Below are 7812 nucleotides of genomic sequence, written 5' to 3' on the forward strand. Positions count from 1 at the left end.
GGCGGCGCGTCTTTCGGGGCGGGGCTACCTGCCCACGGCCGCCGACAGGGCCACCACGACGAACATCAGCACGAGTACACCGGCCATGATCCGGTTTCTGGTCTTCGGGTCCACGTACTCGAGGTTAACCGGCCCCGCCGAGCGGCCAGCGGCCGACCGTCTCGTAGCGCGGCTGCTCACCGCTCACCCCCGACACGGGCAGCCGGCTCCGCACCAGGCAGAGCTCGTCGACGGTCCACTCGCTGCCCGTGAAGGGCGCGAGCTCGGCGACGTACGGCCGCAGGTGCAGCCGGCCCCGGGTGCGGGCGATCGAAAGATGCGCGTGGTAGCGGCGGTGCTCTCCCGTGTCGATGCCCGCCTTGCGGGCCGCCGCCTCAGCCCGCTCGGCCAGCAGCCGCATGGCGTGTACGTCCCCTTCGGCACCGACCCAGAGCGCCCGGTCCCCGAAGTGGCCGCCGCCACGCAGGGCCAGCGAGAAGGGGGCGGTGCGATGGGCGGCCCTGGCCAGCCGCTCCGACAGCTCAGGGACCGTTTCGTCCGCCACTTCGCCGTAGAACGCGAGCGTGAAGTGCCAGCCAGGGCGGCCGGTCCAGCGCAGCCGGTCGGCGCCTGGCAGGTTCCTCAGCCCCTCGACGGCGGAGGCGAGTTCACGAGACGCATGATCCGGGGGCAGCACGGCGGCGAAGAGTCTCATGGTCAGAGTCTGGCCCACAGCCGTGCCACGCACGTCCGCTACGGCGCGCTGTGGGCTCCGTAGCGGACGTGCGATGGCTGCACAGCTGTGGGCAGCCTCACGCCGCCGCGGCCAGCTGCTCCTGCTCCCGCGGGACGAACCGCACATGCGGATGGCCCCGGTGCCAGCCGACCGAGAGGCGCAGGCCGCCCACCCGCGCCAGGATCAGGCCGACGGCGACGGCGGCCGCGGCCGAGACGAGGCCGCCGGCGGCGAAGCCGACCCTGGCCCCGTACGTGTCCGTGAGCCAGCCGACGAGCGGCGCACCCAGCGGCGTACCGCCCGTGAAGACCATCATGAACAGGCTCATCACGCGCCCGCGCATCGCCGGATCGGTCGCCATCTGCACGGACGAGTTGGCCGTGACGTTGACCGTCAGGCTGACCATGCCGATCAGGACGAGCAGCCCGGAGAAGATCCACAGGGACGGCGCCACGGCGGCCACCATCTCCAGGACGCCGAAGAGCAGCGCGGCCACGACCAGCAGCCGCATCCGCGAGGTGCCGCGCCGGGCCGCGAGCAGCGCCCCTGCCAGCGAACCGATGGCCAGCAGGGTGTTGAACATGCTGTATGTGCCCGCGCCGGCCTGGAACACGTCGTCAGCGAAGGCCGAGAGCCACACCGGGAAGTTGAAGCCGAACGTGCCGATGAACCCGATGAGGACGATCGGCCAGATCAGCTCCGGCCGACCGGCGACATAGCGCAGGCCCTCGCGCAACTGTCCCTTGCCGCGCGGTGCGCGCTCGATCTGGTGCAGCTCACGGGCGCGCATCAGCAGGAGTCCGGCGATGGGGGCGGCGAAGGACAGGCCGTTGAGCAGGAAGGCCCAGCCGGTGCCGACCCCGGTGATGAGGAGGCCGGCGACCGCCGGGCCGACGAGGCGAGCGGACTGGAAGTTCGCCGAGTTCAGGCTGACGGCGTTCTGCAGCTGGCCGGGCCCGACCATCTCGGAGACGAACGACTGACGGGCCGGATTGTCGACGACCGTGGCGAGGCCGAGGGCGAAAGCCGTGAGATACACGTGCCAGACCTGCACGTGTCCGCTGAGGGTGAGTGCGGCGAGGGCGAGTCCCGTCAGGCCCATCGCGGATTGCGTGAACAGCAGGACCGGCCGCTTGGGCAGGCGGTCGACGAGGACGCCGCCGTAGAGGCCGAAGAGGAGCATTGGCAGGAACTGCAGCGCCGTGGTGATACCGACGGCGGCGGCCGAGCCGGTGAGGCTGAGCACCAGCCAGTCCTGGGCGATGCGCTGCATCCAGGTGCCGGTGTTGGAGATGACCTGCCCGGTGAAGAAGAGCCGGTAGTTCCGGATCTTCAGCGAGCTGAACATATTGGTCTTGCTGGGGGCGGATGTGGAGTCGTGGGCGGTTGGTGCGGGTGCGGAATCTGCTCCGGTTCCCGTACTCAAAGGTTCTCGCCTCCTTTGGCGGTCGCGATCACTTCGTACATGCGGCTCGTGTGCCCGGCGCGGCCTCGCGGCGCCCTGCCGGGCTCATGCGACCGGGACTCACACGCCCCGGACTCGCCGATGGAAGCCCTGGCCGGCGCCCGGCGCTGCGCGTCAGAGCTGGGCCAGCTTCTCCAGGACCGGGGCTGCGGCGCGCAGCTTCGCCCACTCGTCCTCGTCCAGGCCCTCCACCAGCTCCGCCAGCCACGCGTTCCGCCGGCGGCGGCTCTCCTCGAGCATGGCCTCGGCCTGCTCGGTCTGGGTCACGACCTTCTGGCGGCGGTCATCGGGATGCGGCTCCAGACGGACCAGTCCCTTGGCCTCGAGCAGTGCGACGATGCGAGTCATGGACGGCGGCTGCACATGCTCCTTGCGGGCGAGCTCGCCCGGCGTGGCGCTGCCGCAGCGGGCGAGGGTGCCGAGCACCGACATCTCCGTGGGGCTCAGCGACTCGTCGACCCGCTGGTGCTTGATTCTGCGCGACAACCGCATCACGGAGGAGCGCAGTGCGTTCACGGCGGCAGCGTCGTCGCCATGCGTGAGATCCGGCATGTTCTTTAGAGTAACTCATTACCCTGACTAAATACCACCGCGGATGCCCGTGACCATGCTCACCGCTCACCGCTCACCGTTCACCGTGAGAGAGCATCGACGGCCCCCCGGCCGAGCTCCCGGAACCCCCACTCGCCATGCCCCCACGGGAAACACCCCATGCGGCATATCACCCATACGAGTGATCCAATCGCCGAAAGTGACGCGTGGGCCGGTCAGGTGCGGCGACCCTCGTCCCCATGGGGACCGACGTGCTCAGCCTGCGCCTGGACCGTGAGCTGCTCGAGCGGCTCCGCCGGCATGCCGCGAAAAGAGGAATGAGCGTCCAGGACTATGTCGTCCAGACGCTCGTTCGCAATGACTTCGACGAGCGGTTCCAGTCCGCCGTCGAGGAGACGGAGAGGTTCTACGGGGCCGGGGAAAGGCTCGGGGAAAGGCGGTACGGGGCTGCGGCGCCATGGCCCCGCAGCCCCGCCGAATGACCGGCTACGCCGGCATCCGCCTACGCCGGCATCACGTGAGGCCCAGCGCCGGCATCAGGTAGTAGAAGGCGAACACCGCCGACACCACGTACATCGCGGCCGGAACCTCGCGGCCGCGGCCCGCCGCCAGGCGGAGGACGGTGAAGGCGACGAAGCCCATGCCGATGCCGTTCGTGATCGAGTACGTGAACGGCATCATCAGCATCGTCACGAAGGCCGGGATCGCGATCGTGTGATCGCTCCAGTCGATCTCGCGGATGGAACCGGCGAGGATCATGAAGCCCACCGCGACCAGCGCGGGGGTGGCCGCCTGGGACGGCACCATCGTGGCGAGCGGGGTCAGGAAGAGCGACACCGCGAAGAGGGCGCCGGTGACGACGTTCGCGAAGCCGGTCCTCGCCCCCTCGCCGACACCCGCCGTGGACTCCACGAAGCAGGTGGTGGCCGAGGAGGAGCTGGCGCCGCCCGCGGCGACGGCGATGCCGTCCACGAAGAGGACCTTGTTGATGCCCGGCATGTTGCCGCTCGCGTCGGTCAGCTTGGCCTCGTCGCCGATGCCCATGATCGTGCCCATCGCGTCGAAGAAGCACGACAGCAGCACGGTGAAGACGAACAGCAGGCCCGTCAGGACACCGACCTTCTCGAAGCCGCCGAAGAGGCTCACCTCGCCGATGAGTCCGAAGTCCGGGGTCGCGACCGGGTTGCCCGGCCACTTCGGAGCGGTCAGGCCCCACGACGGCACGTGGGCGACGGCCTCGATGATCACCGCGACGACGGTCATCACGACGATCGAGATCAGGATCGCGCCGGGCACCTTGCGCACGATCAGCGCGAACGTGAGCAGCACGCCGACGATGAAGACGAGCACCGGCCAGCCGTTGAGGTGGCCGCCGCCGCCCAGCTGCAGCGGCACGGTGGTGTTGGCGGCGTCCGGCATGCGCGTGACGAACCCGGAGTCCACGAGGCCGATCAGCAGGATGAACAGGCCGATACCGATCGCGATGGCCTTGCGCAGGCCGAACGGCACGGCGTTCATGACGCGCTCCCGCAGGCCGGTGGCCACGAGCAGCATCACGACGAAGCCCGCGAGGACCACCATGCCCATCGCGTCCGGCCAGCTCATGCGCGGGGCGAGCTGGAGGGCCACGACGGTGTTGACGCCGAGTCCGGCGGCCAGCGCGATCGGCACGTTGCCGATGACGCCCATCAGGAGGGTCGTGAACGCGGCGGTCAGCGCGGTCGCCGTGACCAGCTGGGCGTTGTCCAGCTGGTTGCCGTACATGTCCTTCGCGCTGCCGAGGATGATCGGGTTCAGCACGATGATGTAGGCCATCGCGAAGAAGGTGGCGAATCCGCCGCGGACTTCCCGCGGGATGCTCGAACCTCGCTCGGAGATCTTGAAGTAGCGGTCGAGCGCACTGCGCGGAGGCTGCTGCTGGGGCTGCTCCGGAGTGGCGGCCTTGGCGGTGGCCGAGGTGGGCATGCGGGAACCTCAGTGGTGCGGGTGATTCACGGAACTTGATCGCGTCCGGCCGTCGACGGTCGACGAAGGCCTGTTCTGCGCGCTCTCTGCGATCGCTCAGTGCGATCACTCAGTGGTCACTGTTGGAGCTTCATACGAACAGAAATAGCCAGACTCGGACCGTTTCAGTATGAACATATGAGCCGCATATCGCCATCTCCGCGCGTAGACCCCTTGCGGCACAAGGGATCCGGCGTCGCGCGCGGGCTCCGTACGGGTGCCGCGGACCGGCCCTTCGGGCCCTCGTAAGCTGTGCGCATGGCGAAATGGACCCCCAGGCACGAGGCGCCGGAGCCCCTTGAGGGGCCTGTCGTCGCCACGATCATCGGCGGCACGGTGTTGTGGTTCGTGCTGTTTCTGGTGCAGCTGCCGTTCTACGGGTGGTTCGACGAGCACGGGCATACGTGGTGGCTGTGGACGTGTCTCGCCGGCGGGGGGCTGGGGCTGATCGGCGTCTGGTACGTGCGGAAGCGGGATGCGGCGATCAAGCGGGACGCCACGCGGCGGGCCGACGGGGGTCCCGCCGGCCCTTAGGGTCCCCTTCTGGTTCCGGGGCCCGGGGCGGGGGCGTCCCTACCTGCGGAACGATTGCCCACAGCGGGGGGCGCGGCGCAACGCCCGCGGGCGAACCGTTCTCGGGGGGTGAACGTGGTGTTCCGCCCGTACCGTCGTTTGCATGACGCCCATCGATGCGGGTGCTGAACTCGATCCTGTGCACCCCGTGCCGATACCCCGCGGTGCACCCGCGACCGGGCTGACCTCCGCCGAGGTCGCCCGGCGGGTGGCGCGCGGTGAGGTCAACGACGTGCCCGTGCGCAGCAGCCGCTCGACGGTCGACATCATCCGCGCCAACGTCTTCACCCGCTTCAACGCGATCATCGGCGTGCTGTGGGTGATCATGATGTTCGTCGCGCCGTTCCAGGACAGCCTGTTCGGCTATGTGATCCTCGCCAACACCGGCATCGGCATCATCCAGGAGCTGCGCGCCAAGAAGACGCTGGACTCCCTCGCGTTGATCGGCGAGGCGAGACCGACGGTGCGACGGGACGGGGTGTCCGCCGAGATCAGCACCTCCGAGATCGTCCTCGGGGACCTGATCGAGATCGGGCCAGGGGACAAGATCGTCGTGGACGGTGCGGTCGCGGAGGCCGACGGACTGGAGATCGACGAGTCACTGCTCACCGGCGAGGCCGACCCCGTCGTCAAGAACCCCGGCGACCCGGTGATGTCCGGCAGCTTCGTGGTGGCGGGCGGCGGCGCGTTCACCGCGACCAAGGTGGGCCGCGAGGCGTATGCCGCACAACTCGCCGAGGAGGCCTCCCGCTTCACGCTCGTCCACTCCGAGCTGCGGACCGGCATCTCCACGATCCTCAAGTACGTGACGTGGATGATGATCCCGACCGCCCTCGGCCTGATCATCAGCCAGCTCGCCGACGAGACCGACGACTCCGGCTTCAAGGACGCGATCGCGCGCACGGTGGGCGGCATCGTGCCGATGGTGCCCGAGGGACTGGTGCTGCTGACCTCCGTCGCCTTCGCGATCGGCGTCATCCGCCTTGGCCGAAAACAGTGCCTCGTGCAGGAGCTTCCGGCGATCGAAGGGCTCGCCCGCGTCGACACCGTCTGCCTGGACAAGACGGGCACGCTGACCGAGGGCGGCATGGACGTCACCGAGGTACGCGCGCTGGACGGCGCGGACGAGACGTACATACGCAAGGTCCTCGGCGCCCTCGGCGAGTCCGACCCGCGGCCGAACGCCAGCCTGCAGGCGATCATCGACGCGTATCCGGACAGCGACGAGTGGCGCTGCACGGAGTCGCTGCCCTTTTCCTCGGCACGCAAGTACAGCGGGGCCAGCTTCAGCGAGGGCAACGGCGAGGCCAGCTCCTGGCTCCTCGGGGCGCCCGACGTCCTGCTGCCCGGGGGCCACCCGACACTCGCCGAGACCGAGCACCTCAACGAACAGGGGCTGCGGTTGCTGCTCCTGACCCGCGCGGTCAGGGAACTGGACGACCCCGAGGTCACGGACAGCGCGCGCCCCACCGCACTCGTCGTACTGGAACAGCGCCTGCGGCCCGACGCCGCCGACACCCTGCGCTACTTCGCCGACCAGGACGTGCGCGCCAAGGTCATCTCCGGCGACAACGCCGTATCCGTCGGCGCCGTCGCATCCAAACTCGGCCTGCCCGGCGCCGAGAACACCCTCGACGCGCGGACACTCCCGGCGGGCCGCCCGGAGATGGCGGAGGCCCTGGACGGCCACACCGTCTTCGGCCGGGTCACCCCGCAGCAGAAGCGGGAGATGGTGGGCGCGCTGCAGTCGCGCGGGCACACGGTCGCGATGACGGGCGACGGCGTCAACGACGTGCTGGCGCTGAAGGACGCCGACATCGGTGTCGCCATGGGCTCCGGCTCCGAGGCCAGCCGGGCCGTGGCCCAGATCGTGCTGCTGAACAACAGCTTCGCGACGCTGCCGTCGGTCGTCGCGGAGGGCCGCCGGGTCATCGGCAACATCACGCGCGTCGCGACGCTCTTCCTGGTGAAGACCGTCTACTCGGTGCTCCTCGCCATCCTGGTGGTCTGCACGCAGGTCGAATACCCGTTCCTGCCGCGCCATCTGACGCTGCTGTCCACGCTGACCATCGGCGTCCCGGCCTTCTTCCTCGCCCTGGCGCCCAACAAGGAGCGCGCCCAGCCCCACTTCGTACAGCGGGTCATGCGGTACGCGATCCCGGGCGGGATCCTCGCGGCCGCCGCCACCTTCACGACGTACCTGCTGGCACGGCACCACTACACCGGGCCCGACGAACTGGACGCCGAGACGAGTGCGGCGACCCTCACGCTCTTCCTGATCGCCATCTGGGTCCTGGCGATCGTCGCGCGGCCCTATACGTGGTGGCGGATCGGGCTCGTCGCGACGATGGGGGCCGGGTTTCTGCTTGTCCTCGTCGTGCCGTGGCTGCAGGGCTTCTTCGCGTTGAAGCTGGTGGGGACGACGATGCCGTGGGCGGCGGTGGCGATCGCGGGGGTGGCGGGGGCCGTGCTGGAGGTTTTGTGGCGGTGGGTTGGGCGGCGG

The 7812-nt window shown here is 69.5% G+C and carries 7 protein-coding genes; 3 read left to right on the plus strand and 4 right to left on the minus strand.

Translation table 11 applies throughout. The annotated features are described in order from the left end of the window. Positions 1–124 precede the first annotated feature (124 nt). The 3 genes from thpR to STSP_RS22460 form a co-directional block, all read right to left on the minus strand. Entirely contained in the window at positions 125–694 is a 570-nt protein-coding gene (thpR, locus tag STSP_RS22450; protein ID WP_067281065.1) for an RNA 2',3'-cyclic phosphodiesterase, read from the minus strand. A 97-nt stretch (positions 695–791) separates the two neighbouring features. After that, a complete protein-coding gene (locus tag STSP_RS22455; RefSeq protein WP_107441373.1) occupies positions 792–2141 on the minus strand; it encodes an MFS transporter in 1350 nt (449 codons plus the stop codon). Positions 2142–2294: 153 nt separating this feature from the next. Beyond that, a complete protein-coding gene (locus tag STSP_RS22460) occupies positions 2295–2732 on the minus strand; it encodes a MarR family winged helix-turn-helix transcriptional regulator (protein WP_067281039.1) in 438 nt (145 codons plus the stop codon). A 239-nt stretch (positions 2733–2971) separates the two neighbouring features. On the opposite strand from STSP_RS22460, the gene STSP_RS22465 reads away from it, so the two are divergent. Beyond that, complete coding sequence (locus STSP_RS22465) at positions 2972–3214, plus strand: ribbon-helix-helix protein, CopG family (protein WP_067281042.1); 243 nt, start codon at positions 2972–2974, stop codon at positions 3212–3214. A 31-nt stretch (positions 3215–3245) separates the two neighbouring features. On the opposite strand, the gene STSP_RS22470 is transcribed toward STSP_RS22465, so the two are convergent. Continuing rightward, positions 3246–4697: an NCS2 family permease gene (locus STSP_RS22470; protein WP_067281043.1), complete on the minus strand. Its 1452-nt coding sequence runs from the start codon at positions 4695–4697 to the stop codon at positions 3246–3248. A gap of 297 nt (positions 4698–4994) precedes the next feature. On the opposite strand from STSP_RS22470, the gene STSP_RS22475 reads away from it, so the two are divergent. After that, positions 4995–5270, plus strand: coding sequence for a DUF2530 domain-containing protein (locus tag STSP_RS22475; RefSeq protein ID WP_067281046.1), 276 nt, complete (start codon positions 4995–4997; stop codon positions 5268–5270). 142 nt (positions 5271–5412) lie between these two features. Beyond that, a partial coding sequence (locus STSP_RS22480) for an HAD-IC family P-type ATPase (RefSeq protein WP_067281066.1) occupies positions 5413–7812 on the plus strand: 2400 nt, incomplete at its 3' end.

This window comes from Streptomyces jeddahensis, assembly GCF_001642995.1.
Taxonomy (GTDB): Bacteria; Actinomycetota; Actinomycetes; order Streptomycetales; family Streptomycetaceae; genus Streptomyces; species Streptomyces jeddahensis.

Bases quoted from the DNA above. Each gene is read 5' to 3' on its own strand.
- thpR (WP_067281065.1), bottom strand. From the start codon at position 694: ATGAGACTCTTCGCCGCCGTGCTGCCCCCGGATCATGCGTCTCGTGAA.
- STSP_RS22460 (WP_067281039.1), bottom strand. From the start codon at position 2,732: ATGCCGGATCTCACGCATGGCGACGACGCTGCCGCCGTGAACGCACTG.
- STSP_RS22465 (WP_067281042.1), top strand. From the start codon at position 2,972: ATGGGGACCGACGTGCTCAGCCTGCGCCTGGACCGTGAGCTGCTCGAG.
- STSP_RS22470 (WP_067281043.1), bottom strand. From the start codon at position 4,697: ATGCCCACCTCGGCCACCGCCAAGGCCGCCACTCCGGAGCAGCCCCAG.
- STSP_RS22475 (WP_067281046.1), top strand. From the start codon at position 4,995: ATGGCGAAATGGACCCCCAGGCACGAGGCGCCGGAGCCCCTTGAGGGG.